Here is a 19,079-nt window from a genome sequence, read left to right as displayed (position 1 = left end):
CCATGGACACGTACACGATCGCCGCGGCGGGCTTACCGGCCCTCGGCTGGGCCCTGCACGGCGGACTGCTCCTGCGCCGCCTGGCCACCGCCCGCCGCGACCCTCTGACCGGCCTGCACACCCGCGCCGGATTCACCGCCCGCGCCGACCACCTGATCACCCGGCACGCCAACGCCCTGGTGATCCTGGTCGACCTGGACGACTTCAAGGCCATCAACGACACCCACGGCCACGCCGCCGGGGACGTTGTGCTCACCGCGACCGCCCACCGCCTCGCGGACTGGTGCGGACGCCACGGGACCGCCGCCCGCCTCGGCGGAGACGAGTTCGCCGCCATCGTCACCGACCCCGTCCGCACCGCCGGCCTCGGCGCCCTCCGGGACGCCCTCGACGCCCCGGTCACGCACGACGGGCACACCCTTCGGTTCTCGGCCTCGGTCGGCCACTGCCACCGCGAACAGTTGACGCTCCCGGTCCTCACCGACGCTCTGTCCGCCGCCGACGCGTCGATGTACGCGGTCAAGGGCCACGGCAGGCGCAACACACGCTAAGTGGCCTTGGCCACCCCTCCGTCCAGCCACCAGAAAGGTCTCTGACATGGGCTTCTTCAGCAAGCGCCCCGAGATCAACCACGCCGAGCAGGACCGGCAGCTCCAGCGCGACAAGCGCGACGCCGGACGGCGCTTGAACGAGATCCGCGACCGGATCGACACCGGCAGCGCCACCCGCGAGGACAAGCGCATCTTCAACGCCACGCGCAAGCGCGGCGGTCGCATCAAGTAACGCCCTCCGGGGCGGCCTCGGTCGCCAAACTTCCGCCGCCCCGGACGGCTCCACCCATTCCAGATCCAACGGACCCGAAAGGGAGAGCTCATCATGCACCAGACCACCCAGGCCCCGCGTATCTGCCGCGACTGCGACGGCTTCGCCACCGCCACCATCACCACCGGCCTGCGCACCGCCGACGGCACCCGCGACACCATCCCGGTCCACTGCCGCACCTGCCGCGGCGCCGGCCACACCACCCCTGCCGCCCTCGCCCGCGCCGGGAAGTGACCGTCGTGGCCAACCTCGCTCCCACGCAGAGCGCGCCCGGGCTGCACATCAGCAAGCCCTCTCCGTCCGAACCCGCCACCGCCTCCGCCGTCTGCCACTGCGGCGCGACCGCCTCCGCCACGGGGGACGCACAGGTCGGTGCCCTGGTCGCCGGATGGAACGCCAACCACGGCCCCGCCCACGAGGAGTAAGCACGTGATCGACTCCGCCACCCTGGCGGCGGGCCTGGACCCGGCCACCCTGAGCGATCTGCTCCGGGTCGCCGGGTCCCCCGGCTTCGACCGCCTCACCGAACAGATCCGCCGCACCGGCGGATGCGCCGCCCCCATCCGCCTATCGGGCGGCACCAAGCTCCTCGACCCCGCCACGAAGACCGTGCTCCACGCCTACACGACCGACGCCGAGCCGGGCGGCGTCCTGCGCGTCGCCTGCGGTAACCGCCGGGCTTCCCGCTGCCCGGCCTGCGCCTGGACCTACGCCGGTGACACCTACCACCTGATCCGTGCCGGACTCCTCGGCGCCCCCGACAAGGGCACCCCCGACACAATCCGCGACCACCCCCGCGTGTTCGCCACCCTCACCGCCCCCTCCTTCGGCCCGGTCCACAACCGCCCCGGCAACCGGTCCTGCCGCTGCGGCACCCGCCACCCCGAAGACGCCCCCGAACTCGGCACCCCGCTCAATCCCGCCGCGTACGACTACGCGGACGCGGTGCTGTGGAACAACCACGCCTCCGAGCTGTGGCGCTACTTCACGATCTACCTGCGCCGCGAAATCGCCGCCCGCGCCGGCCTCACCCAGAAGGCCGCCCGCGAACAGTCCCGCGTCTCCTTCGGCAAGGTCGCCGAGTACCAGAAGCGCGGAGCCGTCCACTTCCACGCCGTCATCCGCTTCGACGGACCCGAAGGCCCCGACACCCCGCCCCCGGCCTGGGCCACCCTCAGCCTCCTCACCGACGCCATCCACGCCGCCGCCAGCCGCGTCCGCGTCGTCGTCCCCGCCGCCCCCGCGCACGGCATCACCGACGACGTGCCCCTCACCTGGGGCGAGCAGATCGACGTCCAGCCCATCGGCGCCTTCGGCCACGGCGAGGAACTGACCGAACAGGCCGTCGCCGCCTACGTCGCCAAATACGCCACCAAAGCAGCCGAGACCACCGGCACCGTGGACCACCCCGTCGGCAACAAGGAAGCACTCGTCCTCTTCGGCATCCCAGACCACCCCCGGCGCCTGATGGAAGCCTGCATGGACCTGGACGCCGCCTATCCGGACCGGCGGCTCCGCGCCTGGGCCCACATGCTCGGCTTCCGCGGCCACTTCTCCACCAAGTCCCGCCGCTACTCCACCACCCTCGGAGCTTTACGCCAGGTCCGCGCCGACTACCGCGCCACCCAACAGCGCACCGCCCTCGGCCTGCCCGACCCCGACGAACACCCGGAGTCCACCCTCCTCGTCGTCGCCCACTGGACCTACGCCGGCCACGGCCACACCCCCGGCGAATCCTGGCTCGCCGCCAACATCCACCGCGACATCCAGCACAACCGCGAAACCGCCCGTGAGATCCGCGCTGAACTCGACCTGGAGGGGGAGCTGACGTGAAAGACGAGCTCATGACCGTTCGCCAGATCCTCGCCGAGCTGGGTGGAGTCTCGCGGCGGACCTTCTACCGCTGGCGTGAGCTGGGGCAGGGGCCGGCGGCCTTCAAGCTCCCCAACGGAGAGCTCCGAGTCTGGCGGAGCGACTTCGCCACGTGGCTTCGAGAGCTGGAGGCGGCTGCGTGAAGTCGCTTGATGTGAAGGTCTGGAGCGTCCGTAAGCGCGACACCAAGACGCCCTCGTACGGCGTCCGCTGGTCGGTGGCAGGCAACGTCTTCTCGGAGTCCTTCCGTACCAAGGCGCTTGCAGATCACTACCGCGCGAAGCTCATGAGAGCGATGCGGGACGGCGAAGAGTTCGACATAGAGTCGGGCCTGCCTGCCTCGATGGAAGAGAAGAAGTCGGCCGTGTCCTGGTACGACTTTGCCCTCAGGTATCTCGCGTTGAAGTGGCCGCATGCCGCCCCCAATACGCGAGACGGCATCAATGAATCGCTCACCAGCGTGACGGTGGAACTCTTTGATGACCGTCCTGGGCGGCCGGCCGACGAATTGATCCGCAGAGCCCTGCGCAACTGGGCCTTCGTGCTCCCTGGGCCTGGCGAGCGAGAGGTGCCGGACGACGTGAGGAACGTCCTTCACTGGGTATCCAAGGCGTCTCGGCCGCTCGGTGATCTTGCTGAACCTGCCACGGCCCGCGCGGTGCTCGATGCTCTGAAGCTGAAGCTCGATGGGACTGCGGCCGCAGCGGAAACCGTGCGCCGTAAGCGTCGGACCCTCGTGAATGCGGCGAACTATGCGGTGGATCTGGGGGAGCTGCGGGAGAACCCGATCACGGCTGTCCGCTGGCAAAAGCCGAAGGTGTCCAATCAAGTCGACCCGCGGGTCGTCGCCAATCCGGAGCAGGCTCGAAGCCTCCTGACGGCTGTTTCCTATGTGGGTGGATACCGGCGCGCCCGCGGCCGTCGACTCGTCGGCCTCTTCGCCGCGATGTACTTCGGTGGCTTTCGCCCGGCAGAAGCCGTCGGTCTTGCCGAGACGGACCTCGTCCTGCCCGAGCAAGGTTGGGGCTCGGCCCTCCTCCATCGGACTCGACCGTCAGTCGGCAAGCGGTGGACTGATTCGGGGGAGACCCACGACGACCGCGGGCTGAAGAACCGACCGACTGAGGACGTTCGCCGTGTGCCTATTCCGCCGCATCTGGTGGCCGTTCTCCGTGACCACTTGGCCACCTTTGGCACCGCGGTCGATGGGCGCCTGTTCTTCAGCGAGAAGGGCTCGGTGGTCCCCTCCTCGACCTACTACCGGGTGTGGCAGGAAGCCCGGCTTCTCGCGCTGCCACCGGCCGTCGCTGCCTCGCCGCTCGCGAGTCGGCCGTACGACCTCCGGCACTCGGCGCTTTCGACCTGGCTCAACGCGGGTGTCGATCCAACTGAGGTGGCCGAGCGCGCCGGCAACAGCGTCGAAGTCCTGCTGACCCGCTACGCGAAGTGCCTCGATGGGCGCCAGGACGTCGCCAACCGGCGCATCGAGGACCTGCTCCGCGAGTACGAGTGACGGCACCTGACCCGTTCAAGGCCCCTTGGCATCCTGCCTGGGGGCCTCGTCGTTTTGCCGCGCCCACCTGGGGCGTTGCTCCACTGACCCGTCCACGCCTCGTCCACAGCCCCCGACATACGGCCGCTCAGCGCGGCACACGGCTGCACAAACAACAAGACCCCGCGCCCAGCGTTTCCGCTGATCACGGGGTCTTTTGGCACTTCCTGCGAAGTGCCCCCGGCAGGATTCGAACCTGCGCACACGGCTCCGGAGGCCGTTGCTCTATCCCCTGAGCTACGGGGGCGTCCGCCGCGTTCGGCGGCGACGGGTAGAACCCTACCAGCTCGTGGGGCGTGCCTGTGAACAGGTATTTCCGTCGCGTCACCAGGGGGTGTTCCCCCGCACGGGTCGGAAGTGGGCAAAAGCCGGACGCGGCCCTTTCCGTAGACCTACTCTCGACGTGTGTCAGGCGTGTCCGGGCGGGTGCTCGTTGTCGATGACAACAGGGTGATCCGCCAGCTGATCAGGGTCAATCTCGAACTCGAGGGGTTCGAGGTGGTGACCGCGGCCGATGGTGCCGAGTGTCTGGATGTCGTGCATCAGGTCTGTCCTGATGTCGTCACCCTCGATGTCGTCATGCCCCGGCTGGACGGGTTGAAGACCGCCGCTCGGTTGCGGTCCGATCCGCGGACCAGTCATCTCCCCGTGGCGATCATCAGTGCCGGCACCGAATACGAGAGGGAGGGCTCCGCCGCCTCCGGCGTGGACGCCTTCCTCGCCAAGCCCTTCGAGCCGTCCGAGCTCGTGCGGGTCGTGCGTCAGCTCATGCACCGTGAGCGCCGCGGCCGGCACGGCGAGGGGGCCGGGCAGGAGCAGGAGGGCGGCGACGAGCCGCCCGCAGCCAGCAGAGCGCGCGGGGGCCGGGTCCGGTAGGGCGGAGACCGGGGCGGGGCGGTTTCGGAGGGGTGGGCGCGGGCTCACCGCCCACATGCCGAAACCGGTTCGCGTTCTGACCCCCCTCCTCCCCTAGGCTGGTCCCGTGACCCCCGCGGACCTCTCCCTCACCGTGCTGCACGCCGTGCGCCGTGCGGTCGACGAGGGTGCGCTGCGGGTCGACGTGCCCGCGGGCGTCAAGGTCGAGCGGCCCCGGCCGGGTGGTGTCGGCGACTACGCCAGCAGCATCGCCCTCAGCCTCGCGCGGCCCTCCGGGCGCCGGCCCCTCGACGTGGCGGGGATCCTCCAGGAGCGGCTGCACGGCAGCCCCGGGATCCGCGCCGTCGACATCACCGGGCCCGGCTTCCTCAACTTCACCCTCGACGTCGGACAGGGCGGACGGCTCGTCCGGGAGATCGGGGCCGCCGGGCTGCGGTACGGCTACGGGGACGCCCTCGGCGGCGAGCCCGTGCGGCTCGCGCCCTCCGGCGAGGCCCGTGCCCGTGTCGTCGGCGAGACGGTGCTCCGGCTGCTCCGCAGCCAAGGGGCCGACGCCGGGACCGGTGACGGGGGTCAGGACGACGAGCGGGTGCACGTGGTTCCCGCCGCCTACGAGCCCGAGGTCCTCGGGGTCGACCCCGCCCGCTGGGCGCTTCTCCGGCCCGCGCCCCAGGACCACGCCCTGCCCGGCGCCCCCCTCCTCGTCCAGCACGAGCGCAACCCCCTCTTCCGCGTGCGGTACGCCCACTCCCGGGCCCGGGCCCTCCTGCGCAACGGGGCCCAGCTCGGGGTCCGGCCCGCGTACGAAGGGGAGGGCGAGCAGGGCAGTGGCGGGTCCGAGCTCGTCGCGGTCCTCGCCGATCACCCCGGGGTCCTGCTCTCCGCCGCCCGCCACCGCGCCCCCGACCGGCTCGCCCGGCACCTCGAAGGCGTCGCGGACGCGCTCCTCTCGTTCCAGCACACCGTTCTGCCCCTCGGTGACGAGAAACCCTCGGCCGCCCACCGTTCCCGGCTCGCGCTCGCCGAAGCCGCCGGGACGGTGCTCGCCGGTGGCCTCTCCCTGCTCGGCATCAGCGCACCCGACCAGATCTGAAAGAGCCAGTCGCCATGAGCCGTTCCGCACACCCCGCCGGGCCCCGTCACGCCGATGTCCTCCCCGAGGGGCACTACTCCGCTCCGCCCGCCGACCTCAACCAGCTCGACCCCAAGGTCTGGGCACGGACCGTCGGGCGCGACGAGCGGGGGGTCGTGACCGTCGGCGGGATCGGAGTCGACGCCCTGCAGCGGGAGTTCGGCACGCCCGCCTACTTCCTCGACGAGGACGACTTCCGGGCACGCTGCCGCGCCTGGGCCGACGCCTTCGGCAAGGACGCGGACGTCTTCTACGCCGGCAAGGCGTTCCTCTCCCGGGCCGTCGTCCGGTGGCTCAAGGAGGAGGGGCTGAACCTCGACGTCTGCTCCGGGGGCGAGCTCAGCACCGCGCTGTCCGCGGGGATGCCCGCCGAGCGGATCGCCTTCCACGGGAACAACAAGAGCGAGGAAGAGATCCGGCGGGCCGTCGAGGTGGGGGTCGGGCGGATCGTGCTCGACTCCTTCCAGGAGATCGTCCGGGTCGCGCACGTCGCGCAGTCGCTCGGCAAGCGCCAGCGGGTGCAGATCCGGGTGACCGTCGGCGTCGAGGCGCACACGCACGAGTTCATCGCCACCGCCCACGAGGACCAGAAGTTCGGCATCGCGCTGGCCGGCGGGCAGGCCGCGGAGGCCGTGCGGCGGGCGCTCTCGCTCGACGGGCTGGAGCTCATCGGGATCCACTCGCACATCGGCTCGCAGATCTTCGACATGGCCGGCTTCGAGGTGTCCGCGCGGCGCGTCGTGCAGCTGCTCGCCGACGTGCGGGACGAGCACGGGGTCGAGCTGCCCGAGATCGACCTCGGCGGCGGGCTCGGGATCGCCTACACCTCGGACGACGACCCGCGGGAGCCGCACGACATCGCCAAGGCGCTCTCCGAGATCGTCACGCGCGAGTGCGAGGCCGCCGGGCTCGCCACCCCGCGGATCTCCGTCGAGCCGGGGCGCGCCATCGTCGGGCCCACCGCCTTCACCCTCTACGAGGTCGGCACGGTCAAGCCGCTGGAGGGGCTGCGGACGTACGTCTCCGTCGACGGCGGCATGTCGGACAACATCCGCACCGCGCTGTACGACGCCGAGTACAGCGTCGCGCTGGTCTCGCGCACGAGTGACGCCGAGCCCATGCTCGTACGCGTGGTCGGCAAGCACTGCGAGAGCGGTGACATCGTCGTGCGCGACGCCTTCCTGCCCGCCGACGTGGCCCCCGGCGACCTGCTCGCCGTGCCGGCCACCGGGGCGTACTGCCGCTCCATGGCGAGCAACTACAACCACGCGCTCCGCCCGCCCGTCGTCGCGGTGCGGGACGGCGAGGCGCGGGTCATCGTGCGGCGCGAGACGGAGGAAGATCTCCTGCGTCTCGACGTCGGGTGATGAAATAGTCGGGTGATGGAATCGATGTCTCACGATCCGGACCGAGGGCGGAATCGCCCGTCCGGTGAGTGAGACTGGTTCCCACCGTAGGAAACCGTAGAGATACGTAGATCGAGAAGTACCGAGAAACGAGGTCGGATGATGCGTACGCGTCCGCTGAAGGTGGCGCTGCTGGGCTGTGGAGTGGTCGGCTCAGAGGTGGCGCGCATCATGACGACGCACGCCGACGACCTCGCCGCGCGCATCGGCGCTCCGGTCGAGCTCGCCGGCGTGGCGGTCCGTCGACCTGACAAGGTGCGCGGGGGAGTCCCCGCCGAGCTGATCACCACCGACGCCACCGCCCTGGTCAAACGCGGGGACATCGACGTCGTCGTCGAGGTCATCGGCGGGATCGAGCCGGCCCGCACCCTCATCACCACCGCCTTCGAGCACGGCGCCTCCGTCGTCTCCGCCAACAAGGCGCTCCTCGCCCAGGACGGCGCGGCCCTCTACGCCGCCGCCGATCAGCACGGCGAGGACCTGTACTACGAGGCCGCCGTGGCCGGCGCCATCCCGCTGATCCGGCCGCTGCGCGAGTCGCTCGCCGGCGACAAGATCAACCGCGTGATGGGCATCGTCAACGGGACGACCAACTTCATCCTCGACAAGATGGACACCTCCGGGGCCGGCTACTCCGAGGCCCTGGACGAGGCCACCGCGCTCGGGTACGCCGAGGCCGACCCGACCGCCGACGTCGAGGGCTTCGACGCGGCCGCCAAGGCCGCCATCCTCGCCGGGATCGCCTTCCACACCCGGGTGCGCCTCGACGACGTCTACCGCGAGGGCATGACCGAGGTCACCGCGGCCGACTTCGCCTCGGCCAAGCAGATGGGCTGCACCATCAAGCTGCTCGCCATCTGCGAGCGGGCCGCCGACGGCGGTTCCGTCACCGCGCGCGTGCACCCCGCGATGATCCCGCTCAGCCACCCGCTCGCCTCCGTCCGCGAGGCGTACAACGCCGTCTTCGTCGAGGCGGAGGCCGCCGGGCGGCTCATGTTCTACGGCCCCGGGGCCGGCGGCTCGCCGACCGCGTCGGCCGTCCTCGGCGACCTCGTCGCCGTGTGCCGCAACAAGCTCAACGGGGCCAACGGCCCCGGCGAGTCCGCGTACACCCAGCTGCCCGTGAGCCCCATGGGCGACGTGGTGACGCGGTACCACATCAGTCTCGACGTGGCCGACAAGCCGGGCGTCCTCGCCCAGGTCGCGACGGTCTTCGCCGAGCACGGCGTGTCGATCGACACCGTCCGCCAGACGGGCAAGGACGGCGAGGCCTCCCTCGTCGTCGTCACCCACCGCGCGCCCGACGCCGCCCTCTCCGGGACCGTCGAGGCGCTGCGCAAGCTCGACACCGTGCGCGGTGTCGCCAGCATCATGCGTGTTGAAGGGGAGTAAGGACCCATGACCACCAAGGGCACCCACCAGTGGCGCGGCATCATCGAGGAGTACCGGGACCGCCTTCCGGTCACGGACACGACGCCGGTCGTCACGCTCCGTGAGGGCGGCACGCCGCTCGTCCCCGCTCAGGTGCTCTCCGAGCGCACGGGCTGCGAGGTGCACCTCAAGGTCGAGGGCGCCAACCCCACCGGCTCCTTCAAGGACCGGGGCATGACCATGGCCATCAGCAAGGCCAAGGAGGAGGGCGCGCAGGCCGTCATCTGCGCGTCCACCGGCAACACCTCCGCCTCCGCCGCCGCCTACGCGGTGCGCGCGGGCATGGTGTCCGCCGTGCTCGTGCCGCAGGGCAAGATCGCCCTCGGCAAGATGGGCCAGGCGCTCGTCCACGGCGCCAAGATCCTCCAGGTCGACGGCAACTTCGACGACTGCCTCACCCTGGCCCGCAGCCTCTCCGAGAACTACCCGGTGGCGCTGGTCAATTCGGTGAACCCGGTCCGCATCGAGGGCCAGAAGACCGCCGCCTTCGAGATCGTGGACATGCTGGGCGAGGCCCCCGACATCCACGTGCTGCCCGTGGGCAACGCCGGCAACATCACGGCGTACTGGAAGGGGTACAAGGAGTACGCCGCCGACGGCATCGCCGGCCGCACCCCGCGCATGTGGGGCTTCCAGGCCTCCGGCTCCGCGCCGCTCGTGCGCGGCGAGGTCGTCAAGGACCCGTCGACCATCGCCACCGCGATCCGCATCGGCAACCCGGCCTCCTGGGACTACGCGATCGCCGCGCGCGACGAGTCGGGCGGCTTCATCGACGAGGTGACGGACCGTGAGATCCTGCAGGCCTACCGCCTGTTGGCCGCTCAGGAGGGCGTCTTCGTCGAGCCCGCCTCGGCCGCCTCGGTGGCCGGCCTGCTGAAGGCCGCCTCGCAGGGCAAGGTCGACCCGGGCCAGACCATCGTCTGCACGGTCACCGGCAACGGCCTCAAGGACCCCGACTGGGCCGTCGCGGGCGCTCCGCAGCCCGTCACGGTCCCGGTGGACGCCGCGGCCGCCGCCGAGCGGCTCGGACTCGCCTGACCTCGGATGCCGTACGGTTCCTGATCAAGGGTCAAACCCGATCAGGAACCTACATAGGCGCACAGGTTGGCGCGCGACACGCATCGTGCGCCTCCTGTGCGCCCTATGTCGCCACAGAACCTTCCTTCGATAGGCTGTACCGAACCCGCCCCGTTGCATATGCGCGGTGTCGTTGCCGTTGTCGCCCCCGAGGCACGAGCGGCCCCCGGGTTCTCCGCACTTCCGCCGTCACCCCCGCAGTCACCTCGCAGTACATCCCCCCGAGCGATCCCCCGCGATCCCCGCAAGTCAAGGAGAGTCAACGAGCGATGGCCGGTCCCGCGTTCCGCGCCGCCGCCGTACGGGTGCGCGTCCCCGCCACCAGCGCCAATCTGGGTCCGGGCTTCGACGCCTTCGGCCTGTCGCTGGGGCTCTACGACGACGTCGTCGTCCGGGTCGCCGACTCCGGGCTGCACGTCGACATCGCCGGAGAGGGCACCGACACCCTTCCGCGCGACGAGAGCCACCTCCTCGTACGCTCGATGCGCACCGCCTTCGACCTGCTCGGCGGGCAGCCCCGCGGCCTCGAGGTCGTCTGCGCCAACCGCATCCCGCACGGCCGCGGCCTCGGCTCCTCCTCCGCCGCCATCTGCGCCGGCATCGTCGCCGCCCGCGCCGTGACCATAGGCGGCGACGCCCGCCTCGACGAGGCCGCGCTGCTCGAACTGGCCACCGAGATCGAGGGGCACCCCGACAACGTCGCGGCCTGCCTGCTCGGCGGCTTCACGCTCGCCTGGACCGAGGGCGGTGCCGCGCGGGCGATCAGGATGGAACCCTCCGATTCCATCGTTCCGGTGGTTTTCGTCCCCGGAAAGCCCGTGCTCACCGAGACCGCCCGCGGCCTGCTCCCGCGCACCGTCCCGCACGTGGACGCCGCCGCCAACGCCGGCCGCGCCGCCCTCCTCGTCGAGGCCCTGACCCGCCGCCCCGAGCTGCTGCTCGCGGCCACCGAGGACCGGCTGCACCAGGAGTACCGGGCCCCCGCGATGCCCGAGAGCATCGCCCTCGTGAACCGGCTGCGGGCGGACGGTGTGCCCGCGGTCATCTCCGGCGCGGGCCCCACGGTCCTCGCGCTGGCCGACCACGGAACGGCCGACAAGGTCGCGCTGCTCGCGGGCGAGGGGTGGGCCGCGAACCGGCTCGACCTCGATGCGCCCGGAGCGAGCGTCCTGCCGCTCGCGCCCTGACGGGCAGCCCGTGCGGCTCCTGAGCCGGGGCCGCACGGACACGAGATCGCCGGTGACGGAGAGGGGGAATGTTTGTTGGAGCCGGTAGTGTTAACCTCAAGTCTGCACCCGACGTCTTTGTGGCGCGGTGCTGAGTGTCCCCATCAGGGACCGCCAATTCTTCCGGGAGCCTCCTCCACTGCCTGAGCAGCCTGCCTGAGCAGATTCGAGCACGCTCCGGAACCGGCACGACACCCCTCGCTTTTCTTGTTCGAGGGCCGAGCAGGGGGCGCTCGGGCCGGACCCACAGCACGTTTTCTCTCTTCCGCCGTACCCGGCGGGACCACCGCCCCGACACGGTCCACCAAGCAGGACCGCTGCCGGACAGCACAACCGGTCGCCGAGCCAGATGGCCGACGTCCGCTCCAGGGAAGGACCCTTCGTGAGCGACACCACCGATCTGATGGGCGTGACTGCCGACAACAGTGTCGACGCCTCCGCGCCCGCCGCAGGTGCTGCCTCCGGCACCACCGCACGGCGCCGCCGCTCCGGCACCGGCCTCGAGGGCATGGTCCTGGCCGAGCTGCAGCAGGTCGCGTCCGGCCTCGGCATCAGGGGCACCGCGCGGATGCGCAAGAGCCAGCTGATCGAGGTCATCAAGGAGGCGCAGGCCGGTGGCGGCTCCGCCGCCCCCGCCAAGTCGGCCGACGCCGCCGAGACCAAGCCGAAGCGCCGCACCGCCGCCAAGGCCCGTACGAGCGAGGCCGAGGCCGCGCCGAAGGTCGAGAAGGCCGAGCCGGTCGCCCAGCAGCAGATCGAGATCCCGGGTCAGCCGGCCTCCGATGACGCCCCGGCCGGCGAGCGCCGCCGCCGTCGCGCCACCGCCCCCGCCGGTTCGCCGGAGGGCGAGGCCAAGGCAGAGGCCGCGCAGGTCGTCAAGACCGAGGCCCGCGCCGAGGCCAGGACCGAGACGCAGGGCGACGCCAAGGCCGAGGCCGCCGTCGACGCCGCCGAGGGCCGTGGCCGTCGTGACCGCGGCGAGCGGGGCGAGCGCGGTGACCGCCGCGACCGTCAGCGTGACCGCCGTGACCGCGGCAAGGGCGACGAGCAGCAGGGCGGCGGCCAGGGCGGCCAGCGCCAGCGTCAGGGCGGCCAGCAGGGCCAGGGCCAGGCCCAGGGCCCGCAGGGCAGCCAGCCGGCCGGCCCGCAGGACGACGACGACTTCGAGGGCGGCCGTCGCGGCCGTCGCGGGCGCTACCGCGACCGCCGTGGCCGTCGCGGCCGCGACGAGTTCGCCGCCGGCGAGCCGCAGGTCTCCGACGACGACGTCCTGATCCCCGTCGCGGGCATCCTCGACATCCTCGACAACTACGCGTTCATCCGGACCTCCGGCTACCTGCCCGGCCCGAACGACGTGTACGTCTCCCTCGCCCAGGTCCGCAAGAGCGGCCTGCGCAAGGGTGACCACGTCACCGGTGCCGTGCGCCAGCCGAAGGAGGGCGAGCGCCGCGAGAAGTTCAACGCGCTGGTGCGCCTCGACTCGGTCAACGGCATGGCGCCGGAGTCCGGCCGCGGCCGCCCCGAGTTCAACAAGCTCACCCCGCTGTACCCGCAGGACCGCCTCCGTCTGGAGACCGACCCGGGCGTGCTGACCACGCGGATCATCGACCTCGTGTCGCCGATCGGCAAGGGCCAGCGTGGTCTGATCGTGGCCCCGCCGAAGACCGGCAAGACCATGATCATGCAGGCGATCGCCAACGCGATCACCCACAACAACCCCGAGTGCCACCTGATGGTCGTCCTGGTCGACGAGCGTCCGGAAGAGGTCACCGACATGCAGCGGTCGGTCAAGGGCGAGGTCATCTCCTCGACCTTCGACCGCCCGGCCGAGGACCACACCACCGTCGCCGAGCTGGCCATCGAGCGCGCCAAGCGCCTCGTCGAGCTGGGTCACGACGTGGTCGTCCTGCTGGACTCCATCACCCGCCTGGGCCGCGCGTACAACCTCGCGGCGCCCGCCTCCGGCCGCATCCTGTCCGGTGGTGTCGACTCGACCGCGCTCTACCCGCCGAAGCGCTTCTTCGGTGCCGCGCGCAACATCGAGGACGGCGGCTCGCTGACCATCCTGGCCACCGCGCTGGTCGACACCGGCTCGCGCATGGACGAGGTGATCTTCGAGGAGTTCAAGGGCACCGGCAACATGGAGCTCAAGCTCGACCGGAAGCTCGCCGACAAGCGCATCTTCCCGGCCGTCGACGTCGACGCCTCGGGTACGCGCAAGGAGGAGATCCTGCTCGGCAGCGACGAGCTCTCCATCACCTGGAAGCTGCGTCGCGTGCTGCACGCGCTCGACCAGCAGCAGGCGATCGAGCTGCTGCTCGACAAGATGAAGCAGACGAAGTCGAACGGCGAGTTCCTGCTCCAGATCCAGAAGACGACGCCGGGAGCGGCGAACAACGACTGACGCGAGACGTCGGTCACACGGCGAGGGGCCGGCTCCGGCCCCGTAACCCCGCCGTGACCTGCACGAACGAACGCGCCCACCGTGTCCTCACGGTGGGCGCGTCCGCGTTACGGACCGTCGCTCATCGAAACCTCACAGGTACGTATGCAACCCTTTCGGGTGTTTCGCCATCACAGAAGGTGAAACCGAGGCCCGAGGGAAGACGATGAGCGAGCACAACCAGGGAAGCCGAATACGGGGTTCCGGCCGGCGCCGGAAGCCGCCCGCCAAGGGCCGCCGGGTGATGACCGTGGTGGCGTGGAGCACGGCCGCGCTCGTCGTCGTCGGCGGCGCCGGACTCGGATACCTGTACGTCAGGCTCGACGGCAACATCCAGAGCGTCGACATCAACGCCCAGCTCGGCAAGGACCGCCCCGAGGACGTCGACAACGGCTCGATGGACATCCTCGTCCTCGGCTCCGACTCCCGCTCCGGCGACAACGCGGCCTACGGCAAGGACGAGGGCGGCGCCCGCTCCGACACCGCGATGGTCGTCCACGTCTACGAGGGCCACAAGAAGGCCTCCGTGGTCTCCATCCCGCGCGACACCCTCGTCGACCGCCCGCAGTGCACCGACGCCAAGGGCGGCAAGGTGCGCGGCGAGCACCGTGCCATGTTCAACACGGCGTACGAGGTCGGCGGCCCGGCCTGCGCGGTCAAGACGGTCGAGGCGATGTCGGGGATCCGCATGGACCATTACATCGAGGTCGACTTCACCGGCTTCAAGAAGCTCATCGACAAGCTCGGCGGCGTCGAGATCACCACCACGCGGGCCATCAAGGACTCCAAGAGCCACCTCGACCTCGCGCCGGGCACCCACACCCTCGACGGCGAGCAGTCCCTCGGGCTCGTCCGCACCCGCAAGAGCGTCGGCGACGGCAGCGACCTCGGCCGCATCCAGCTCCAGCAGGCCTTCATGAAGGCCTTCGTCGACCAGGTGAAGAGCGTCGGCGTCTTCTCGAACCCCAAGACGCTCTACGACCTCGCCGACACCGCCACCAAGGCCATCACGCCCGACTCCGAGCTCGACTCGGTCAACGAGCTGATCGGCTTCGCCAAGGGCCTGTCCGGCCTCGGTGCCGACGACGTCCACATGATCACGCTGCCGGTCGAGTACGACCCGCGCGACCCCAACCGCGTGGTGCCGCTGGAGGCCCAGTCCCAGCAGGTCTGGAAGGCCCTCAAGGCCGACCGGCCGATCCCCGCCTCGGTCACCCGGGACGCCGCCACCGGCAAGGCCGAGGGCCTCGTGAAGTAGCCCCGGGACCGTCCAGGAATACTTCCGGCCACACCCCGGTTTTGGGAGATGCGGCCGGTCCTGGCAGACTGGTACGTCGGCCCCGGTTCACGCATGTGCATCCCGCACGGCGACCCGGTGCCCTCCCGAAACTAGGAGACACCTTGAAGCGCGAGATCCACCCCGAGTACGTCGAGACCCAGGTCAGCTGCACCTGCGGCGCGTCGTTCACCACTCGTAGCACCCTGACCGAGGGCACCATCCGTGCCGAGGTCTGCTCCGAGTGCCACCCGTTCTACACGGGCAAGCAGAAGATCCTCGACACCGGCGGCCGTGTCGCCCGCTTCGAGGCCCGCTTCGGCAAGGCTGCGGCCAAGAAGTAGCACGTCACTGCGCCGGTCCTTGGTCGCTCCCGCTCGGGGCACCGGACCGGCGCTTTGCCGTCCCCGCAGTCGTTCCCCGCAGCAGCCCTTTCCGAAAACACCCCAGGAGCACCCGATGTTCGAAGCGGTCGAGGAACTGGTCGGCGAGCACGCCGACCTCGAGAAGAAGCTCGCCGACCCTTCGGTCCACTCCGACCAGGCGAACGCGCGCAAGCTCAACAAGCGTTACGCGGAGCTGACCCCGATCATCGGCACCTACAAGGCGTGGAAGCAGGCGGCGGACGACATCGAGACGGCCAAGGAGCTGGCCGCCGACGACCCCGACTTCGCCGCCGAGGTCAAGGAGCTGGAGAAGCAGCGCGAGGAGCTGACGGAGAAGCTCCGGCTGCTGCTCGTCCCGCGCGACCCCAGCGACGACAAGGACGTCATCCTGGAGATCAAGGCCGGCGCGGGCGGCGACGAGTCCGCCCTCTTCGCCGGCGACCTGCTGCGGATGTACCTGCGGTACGCGGAGCGCATCGGCTGGAAGACCGAGATCATCGACGCCACCGAGTCCGAGCTGGGCGGCTACAAGGACGTCCAGGTCGCCGTGAAGACCAAGGGCGGCAACGGGGCCACCGAGCCCGGCCAGGGCGTCTGGGCGCGACTGAAGTACGAGGGCGGGGTGCACCGCGTGCAGCGCGTGCCCGCCACCGAGTCGCAGGGCCGCATCCACACCTCCGCGGCCGGCGTGCTGGTCACCCCGGAGGCCGAGGAGGTCGAGGTCGAGATCGTCGCGAACGACCTGCGCATCGACGTCTACCGCTCGTCCGGTCCCGGCGGCCAGTCCGTCAACACCACCGACTCCGCGGTCCGCATCACCCACCTGCCGACCGGCATCGTCGCCTCCTGCCAGAACGAGAAGAGCCAGCTCCAGAACAAGGAGCAGGCCATGCGCATCCTGCGCTCCCGGCTGCTCGCCGCCGCGCAGGAGAAGGCCGAGGCCGAGGCCGCGGACGCGCGCCGCAGCCAGGTCCGCACGGTCGACCGCTCCGAGAAGATCCGTACGTACAACTTCCCGGAGAACCGCATCTCGGACCACCGCGTCGGCTTCAAGGCGTACAACTTGGACCAGGTGCTCGACGGAGAGCTGGACCCGGTGATCCAGGCCTGTGTCGACGCCGACTCGGCCGCCAAGCTCGCCGCCGCGTAAGACGCGTATCTCGTCAGCCCCACCCGCACCACGGAGGACCAGCGTGAACCTGCTGCTTGCCGAGGTGGCCCAGGCCACCCAGCGGCTGGCCGACGCCGGCGTTCCCTCACCGCGTTTCGACGCCGAGGAGCTCGCCGCGTTCGTGCACGGCGTCAAGCGGGGGGAGCTGCACAACGTCAAGGACGCGGACTTCGACGCCCGCTACTGGGAGGCCATCGCGCGCCGCGAGGCGCGCGAACCCCTCCAGCACATCACCGGCCGGGCGTTCTTCCGCTACCTGGAGCTCCAGGTGGGCCCCGGCGTGTTCGTGCCGCGCCCCGAGACCGAGTCGGTCGTCGGCTGGGCCATAGACGCCGTACGGGCCATGGACGTCGTCGAGCCGCTCATCGTCGACCTGTGCACCGGCTCGGGCGCCATCGCGCTCGCCATGGCGCAGGAGGTGCCGCGCTCGCGCGTGCACGCGGTGGAGCTGTCCGACGACGCGCTCGTGTGGACCCGCAAGAACGCGGAGGGCTCGCGCGTCACGGTCCACCAGGGCGACGCGCTGGACGCCCTGCCGGAGCTCAACGGCCAGGTCGACCTGGTCATCTCCAACCCGCCGTACATCCCGCTCACCGAGTGGGAGTACGTGGCCCCCGAGGCCCGGGACCACGACCCGGACATGGCGCTGTTCTCCGGCGAGGACGGCCTGGACACCATCCGGGGCATCGAGCGCACCGCGCACCGGCTGCTGCGGCCCGGCGGGCTCGTCGTCATCGAGCACGCGGACACGCAGGGCGGCCAGGTGCCGTGGATCTTCAACGAGGAGGCCGGCTGGGCGGACGCCGCCGACCACCCCGACCTGAACAACCGGCCGCGCTTCGCGACGGCCCGCAAGGCAACGCCATGACCAGGCAGACCCGGCAGAACAGCTACGACGCGTACGAGAAGGCAGGCGAGTGATGGCTCGGCGATACGACTGCAACGAGGCGACGGACCGTGCGACGGGTCTGCGTGAGGCCGCGTCCGCCGTACGCCGCGGCGAGCTCGTCGTCCTGCCCACCGACACCGTGTACGGGATCGGCGCGGACGCCTTCAGCTCGGAGGCCGTCGCGGACCTGCTCGCGGCCAAGGGCCGCGGCCGGAACATGCCGACGCCCGTCCTGATCGGCTCCCCGAACACGCTGCACGGCCTCGTCACGGACTTCTCCGAGCAGGCCTGGGAGCTCGTCGACGCCTTCTGGCCCGGCGCGCTCACCCTGGTCACCAAGCACCAGCCCTCGCTCCAGTGGGACCTGGGCGACACCCGGGGCACCGTCGCGATCCGGATGCCGCTGCACCCGGTCGCCATCGAGCTGCTCACCGAGGTCGGCCCGATGGCGGTCTCCTCGGCCAACCTGACCGGGCACCCGTCGCCGGAGGACTGCGACGCGGCCCAGGGCATGCTCGGCGACTCCGTCTCCGTGTACCTGGACGGCGGCAAGACCCCCGGCATCGTGCCGTCGTCGATCGTCGACGTGACGGGCAAGGTGCCGGTGCTGCTGCGCGCCGGCGCGCTCAGCGCGGAGGAGCTCCGGAAGGTGGTACCCGACCTCGAGGTGGCGAATTGACCGCCCCTGAGGGGCGTGGCATAGCGGGGCACCCGAACGACGGCACCACCTTCCGCATCCTCCACGTCAGCACCGGCAACGTCTGCCGCTCGCCGATCACCGAGCGGCTGACCCGCCATGCCCTGAGCGACCGCCTCGGCGATCCGCTGGGCGGCGGCCTCATCGTGGAGAGCGCGGGTACCTGGGGCCACGAGGGCGCCCCCATGGAGGCCAACGCCGAGCTGGTCCTCGCGGACTTCGGCGCCGACTACAGCGGCTTCGTGGGACGCGAGCTCCTCGACGAGCACGTCATCCGCGCCGACCTGGTCCTCACCGCGACCCGCGACCACCGCGCGCAGGTCATCTCGATGGGCCACTCGGCGGGCCTGCGCACCTTCACCCTGAAGGAGTTCACCCGCCTCGTCCGGGCGATAGACCCGACGACCCTGCCCGACCCCCGCGACGGCCACGACACCATCGACCGCGCCCGCGCCCTGGTCCGCGCCGCCGCGGCTCTACGCGGGTGGCTCCTGGCCCCGTCGGCGGAGGCGGACGAGGTGAACGACCCGTACGGGGCGCCCATCACCTTCTTCCGCTCGATCGGCGACGAGATCAACCAGGCGCTGGACCCGGTGGTGACGGCGCTGACGGGCGTGGCGGCGAGGCGCTGACGCCACCTGGTGCCCACGACCGCCGGTCGGAGGCCGGCGCAGCGGCCCGAAGCCGGGGAGGCCCCCTGGGGCCGAGCGGTGCGAGGGGTGCGTGGAGGGCGGGACGGGGCCGTCAGCGCCTCGGTGGGGGGCTGCCGGGCCACGGGTGGCCCAGTGGGGCGGCGGGGGCGGCCCCGGGTGCCTACAGTGGA

20 protein-coding genes and 1 tRNA gene are annotated in these 19,079 nt (G+C 71.2%); 20 read left to right on the top strand and 1 reads right to left on the bottom strand.

Features of this window, described 5'->3' with window-relative positions; all coding sequences use genetic code 11:
* The first annotated feature begins 2 nt into the window (after positions 1 to 2).
* From ABD981_RS13085 to ABD981_RS13055, 7 genes are all read left to right on the top strand, one after another.
* Complete coding sequence (locus ABD981_RS13085) at positions 3 to 551, top strand: GGDEF domain-containing protein (protein ID WP_046909195.1); 549 nt, start codon at positions 3 to 5, stop codon at positions 549 to 551.
* 46 nt (positions 552 to 597) lie between these two features.
* Complete coding sequence (locus ABD981_RS13080; RefSeq protein WP_046909127.1) at positions 598 to 783, top strand: hypothetical protein; 186 nt, start codon at positions 598 to 600, stop codon at positions 781 to 783.
* 93 nt (positions 784 to 876) lie between these two features.
* Entirely contained in the window at positions 877 to 1,056 is a 180-nt protein-coding gene (locus ABD981_RS13075) for a hypothetical protein (protein WP_046909128.1), read from the top strand.
* A gap of 5 nt (positions 1,057 to 1,061) precedes the next feature.
* Positions 1,062 to 1,247, top strand: coding sequence for a hypothetical protein (locus ABD981_RS13070; RefSeq protein WP_046909196.1), 186 nt, complete (start codon positions 1,062 to 1,064; stop codon positions 1,245 to 1,247).
* Positions 1,248 to 1,251: 4 nt separating this feature from the next.
* Positions 1,252 to 2,655: a replication initiator protein RepSA gene (gene repSA, locus ABD981_RS13065; protein ID WP_046909129.1), complete on the top strand. Its 1,404-nt coding sequence runs from the start codon at positions 1,252 to 1,254 to the stop codon at positions 2,653 to 2,655.
* Positions 2,656 to 2,666: 11 nt separating this feature from the next.
* Complete coding sequence (locus ABD981_RS13060; RefSeq protein WP_046909197.1) at positions 2,667 to 2,837, top strand: helix-turn-helix transcriptional regulator; 171 nt, start codon at positions 2,667 to 2,669, stop codon at positions 2,835 to 2,837.
* Positions 2,834 to 4,207: a tyrosine-type recombinase/integrase gene (locus ABD981_RS13055; RefSeq protein ID WP_046909130.1), complete on the top strand. Its 1,374-nt coding sequence runs from the start codon at positions 2,834 to 2,836 to the stop codon at positions 4,205 to 4,207. The genes ABD981_RS13060 and ABD981_RS13055 overlap by 4 nt, the downstream gene beginning before the upstream one ends.
* A 214-nt stretch (positions 4,208 to 4,421) precedes the next feature.
* On the opposite strand, the gene ABD981_RS13050 is transcribed toward ABD981_RS13055, so the two are convergent.
* Positions 4,422 to 4,493, bottom strand: a tRNA-Arg gene (locus ABD981_RS13050).
* A 158-nt stretch (positions 4,494 to 4,651) separates the two neighbouring features.
* On the opposite strand from ABD981_RS13050, the gene ABD981_RS13045 reads away from it, so the two are divergent.
* From ABD981_RS13045 to ABD981_RS12985, 13 genes are all read left to right on the top strand, one after another.
* Complete coding sequence (locus tag ABD981_RS13045) at positions 4,652 to 5,122, top strand: response regulator (RefSeq protein WP_123954685.1); 471 nt, start codon at positions 4,652 to 4,654, stop codon at positions 5,120 to 5,122.
* Between the two features lie 106 nt (positions 5,123 to 5,228).
* Positions 5,229 to 6,215 (top strand): ArgS-related anticodon-binding protein NrtL, encoded by a 987-nt coding sequence (gene nrtL, locus ABD981_RS13040; protein WP_046909132.1) that lies wholly within the window; start codon positions 5,229 to 5,231, stop codon positions 6,213 to 6,215.
* Positions 6,216 to 6,229: 14 nt separating this feature from the next.
* Positions 6,230 to 7,621: a diaminopimelate decarboxylase gene (gene lysA / locus ABD981_RS13035; RefSeq protein ID WP_046909133.1), complete on the top strand. Its 1,392-nt coding sequence runs from the start codon at positions 6,230 to 6,232 to the stop codon at positions 7,619 to 7,621.
* Between the two features lie 138 nt (positions 7,622 to 7,759).
* A complete protein-coding gene (locus ABD981_RS13030; RefSeq protein WP_046909134.1) occupies positions 7,760 to 9,052 on the top strand; it encodes a homoserine dehydrogenase in 1,293 nt (430 codons plus the stop codon).
* Between the two features lie 6 nt (positions 9,053 to 9,058).
* Positions 9,059 to 10,129: a threonine synthase gene (gene thrC, locus ABD981_RS13025; RefSeq protein WP_046909135.1), complete on the top strand. Its 1,071-nt coding sequence runs from the start codon at positions 9,059 to 9,061 to the stop codon at positions 10,127 to 10,129.
* Between the two features lie 308 nt (positions 10,130 to 10,437).
* Positions 10,438 to 11,355, top strand: coding sequence for a homoserine kinase (gene thrB, locus ABD981_RS13020; protein ID WP_046909136.1), 918 nt, complete (start codon positions 10,438 to 10,440; stop codon positions 11,353 to 11,355).
* 421 nt (positions 11,356 to 11,776) lie between these two features.
* On the top strand, positions 11,777 to 13,798 hold the full coding sequence (rho, locus tag ABD981_RS13015; protein WP_276205591.1) for a transcription termination factor Rho: 2,022 nt from the start codon (positions 11,777 to 11,779) through the stop codon (positions 13,796 to 13,798).
* A 205-nt stretch (positions 13,799 to 14,003) separates the two neighbouring features.
* Positions 14,004 to 15,095, top strand: a complete 1,092-nt coding sequence (locus ABD981_RS13010; RefSeq protein ID WP_046909138.1) for an LCP family protein — start codon at positions 14,004 to 14,006, stop codon at positions 15,093 to 15,095.
* A gap of 143 nt (positions 15,096 to 15,238) precedes the next feature.
* Positions 15,239 to 15,457 (top strand): 50S ribosomal protein L31, encoded by a 219-nt coding sequence (gene rpmE, locus ABD981_RS13005; RefSeq protein ID WP_046909139.1) that lies wholly within the window; start codon positions 15,239 to 15,241, stop codon positions 15,455 to 15,457.
* Positions 15,458 to 15,572: 115 nt separating this feature from the next.
* Positions 15,573 to 16,649, top strand: coding sequence for a peptide chain release factor 1 (gene prfA, locus ABD981_RS13000; protein ID WP_046909140.1), 1,077 nt, complete (start codon positions 15,573 to 15,575; stop codon positions 16,647 to 16,649).
* Positions 16,650 to 16,692: 43 nt separating this feature from the next.
* Positions 16,693 to 17,538, top strand: a complete 846-nt coding sequence (prmC, locus tag ABD981_RS12995) for a peptide chain release factor N(5)-glutamine methyltransferase (protein ID WP_046909141.1) — start codon at positions 16,693 to 16,695, stop codon at positions 17,536 to 17,538.
* A gap of 52 nt (positions 17,539 to 17,590) precedes the next feature.
* Positions 17,591 to 18,238: an L-threonylcarbamoyladenylate synthase gene (locus tag ABD981_RS12990; RefSeq protein ID WP_046909142.1), complete on the top strand. Its 648-nt coding sequence runs from the start codon at positions 17,591 to 17,593 to the stop codon at positions 18,236 to 18,238.
* A complete protein-coding gene (locus ABD981_RS12985; protein WP_046909143.1) occupies positions 18,235 to 18,888 on the top strand; it encodes an arsenate reductase/protein-tyrosine-phosphatase family protein in 654 nt (217 codons plus the stop codon). The genes ABD981_RS12990 and ABD981_RS12985 overlap by 4 nt, the downstream gene beginning before the upstream one ends.
* The last annotated feature ends 191 nt before the right edge of the window (positions 18,889 to 19,079 follow it).

The organism is Streptomyces showdoensis (assembly GCF_039535475.1).
Lineage (GTDB): Bacteria > Actinomycetota > Actinomycetes > Streptomycetales > Streptomycetaceae > Streptomyces > Streptomyces showdoensis.
The sequence above is the reverse complement of the archived record's forward strand: the minus strand, read 5'-3'. Positions and strand labels throughout refer to the sequence as shown.

Bases quoted from the DNA above. Each gene is read 5' to 3' on its own strand.
- ABD981_RS13080 (WP_046909127.1), top strand. From the start codon at position 598: ATGGGCTTCTTCAGCAAGCGCCCCGAGATCAACCACGCCGAGCAGGAC.
- ABD981_RS13060 (WP_046909197.1), top strand. From the start codon at position 2,667: ATGACCGTTCGCCAGATCCTCGCCGAGCTGGGTGGAGTCTCGCGGCGG.
- thrC (WP_046909135.1), top strand. From the start codon at position 9,059: ATGACCACCAAGGGCACCCACCAGTGGCGCGGCATCATCGAGGAGTAC.
- thrB (WP_046909136.1), top strand. From the start codon at position 10,438: ATGGCCGGTCCCGCGTTCCGCGCCGCCGCCGTACGGGTGCGCGTCCCC.
- prfA (WP_046909140.1), top strand. From the start codon at position 15,573: ATGTTCGAAGCGGTCGAGGAACTGGTCGGCGAGCACGCCGACCTCGAG.
- ABD981_RS13085 (WP_046909195.1), top strand. From the start codon at position 3: ATGGACACGTACACGATCGCCGCGGCGGGCTTACCGGCCCTCGGCTGG.
- lysA (WP_046909133.1), top strand. From the start codon at position 6,230: ATGAGCCGTTCCGCACACCCCGCCGGGCCCCGTCACGCCGATGTCCTC.
- ABD981_RS13075 (WP_046909128.1), top strand. From the start codon at position 877: ATGCACCAGACCACCCAGGCCCCGCGTATCTGCCGCGACTGCGACGGC.
- ABD981_RS12990 (WP_046909142.1), top strand. From the start codon at position 17,591: ATGGCTCGGCGATACGACTGCAACGAGGCGACGGACCGTGCGACGGGT.
- ABD981_RS13010 (WP_046909138.1), top strand. From the start codon at position 14,004: ATGAGCGAGCACAACCAGGGAAGCCGAATACGGGGTTCCGGCCGGCGC.
- ABD981_RS13030 (WP_046909134.1), top strand. From the start codon at position 7,760: ATGATGCGTACGCGTCCGCTGAAGGTGGCGCTGCTGGGCTGTGGAGTG.